General features: G+C 29.8%; 1 protein-coding gene. It reads right to left on the bottom strand.

Annotated features, from left to right (window positions below):
* Window positions 1-1,676, bottom strand: a 1,676-nt coding sequence (locus ACRC28_RS06125; protein ID WP_438542565.1) for a 1-deoxy-D-xylulose-5-phosphate synthase, incomplete at its 3' end; no start/stop codon positions are given.
* Window positions 1,677-1,833 lie beyond the last annotated feature (157 nt).

Genomic DNA, 1,833 nt, shown 5'->3' with positions numbered 1-1,833 from the left:
GTAAATTCTTTAGTTGCTCCATAGTTTAGAACCTTCATTTCTTTATCTCCATAGAATCTAGTTATTTTTTCACCAAATCCACCATCTAAGATACCATCTTCTAATGTTATTACTACATCATGGTCTTTAGTTAAATCTTCTAACATATCCTTATCTATTCCTGTTATATATCTTGGATTTATTAATGTTCCATCTATGTTTAGTTCTGATTTTAATTTTTCTATTACTTCTTCTCCAAGCTTAAAGAAACTTCCAAGCCCTATAACTGCAACTTTGCTTCCTTTTTTAATCATTTGGAATTTATTTAAATCAGAATAATCTTCTTGAACATTGAAGTCATAATTTCTTACAGCACCTACTGGTACTTTTATAAATACAGGATGACCTTTTTGCTCTATTCCCCAATCCATCATTTTTAAGAACTCTTCTTTACATGTTGGTGCTAAGTACACTACATTTGGAATGTTTGAAATTAATGGGATATCAAATATTCCATGGTGAGTAACATCAGCTCCTGTAATTCCACCATTATAAACTAATACTAAGGCTGGGTTATCATTTATTGCTAAGTCATGTGACATTTGGTCATATGTTCTTTGAATAAATGTACTTGCAAATGATGCTACTGGTTTTGCTCCTGCAAATGCCATTGCTGATGCACAGGCTATTGCATGCTCTTCTGCTATTCCAACATCTATGTATTGTTCTTTAAGTTCTTCTCTAAAAGGAACTAATCCTATAAACCCTGGTGTTCCTGCTGTGAGTGTAACTACAGTTTTATCTTTTCTTCCTTTTTCTAATAAAAGATTTCCTGCAAGGCTTGCATAAGTTTCTTTTGGCATTTCCATTAATAGCTTTTTAGTTTCTAAATTAAAAGGCATTACATAATGGAAGTTTTCTCTGTTTTCTTCTGCATCCTTGTATCCTTTTCCTTTAGTTGTATGTACATGAATTACTACTGGATGGTCTGTATCTTTAACTTTATTAAAGGTTTCTATTAAGCTTTGGATATCATGTCCATCTTTAACAAAATGATACTCATCAAATCCCATTGCTTTAAAGAAGTTATTTTCCGCTTTTCCTTCTGTATCTCTAAGTAATTTTAAGTTTTTATACATTCCACCATAGTTTTCTGCAATAGACATATCATTATCATTTACTAAAACTATAATATTTTTATTTGAAGCTGCTGCATTGTTTAATCCTTCAAAAGCTTCTCCTCCACTTAAAGAACCATCTCCTATAAGTGCAATTATATTTCCTTTTTCATCTTTAACATCTCTAGCTTTAGCTAAACCACAAGCTAAACTTACTGAAGTTGATGTATGTCCTATTGTAAAGAAATCATGTTCACTTTCATACTGTGATGTATATCCCTTTAAGCTTTTGAAATCTTCTTTATTTATGTATGCATTTTTTCTTCCTGTTAGCATTTTATGTACATATGATTGGTGTGATATATCGTATACTATCTTATCTATTGGTGAATTAAATACATAGTGAAGTGCTATTGTCATTTCAACTACACCTAAGTTAGGTCCAAAGTGTCCTCCTGTATAACTTACATTTTTAATTAAAGCATCTCTTATTTCACTTGCTAAAATGTTTAATTCATCTTTATTAAGCTTTTTAACATCTTCTGGACTGTTTACTTTATTTAATACTTTATAATCCATTTATATCATCCCTTCTTCTCTTTAGTTTAAATTCTTTTTATTAGTATACCCCTTAAAGTGCACTTTAAGTCAATATAGTAACTTTTAATATTCAAAGTATTTTATGAACCTTTTTATATAGAATGTGTTAAAATTTATATATAGATTACAAAAGGAG

Origin of the sequence: Clostridium sp., assembly GCF_051650885.1 — a bacterium.
Classification (GTDB): Bacteria; Bacillota; Clostridia; order Clostridiales; family Clostridiaceae; genus Clostridium.
This window is presented reverse-complemented; position numbering and strand designations above follow the sequence as displayed.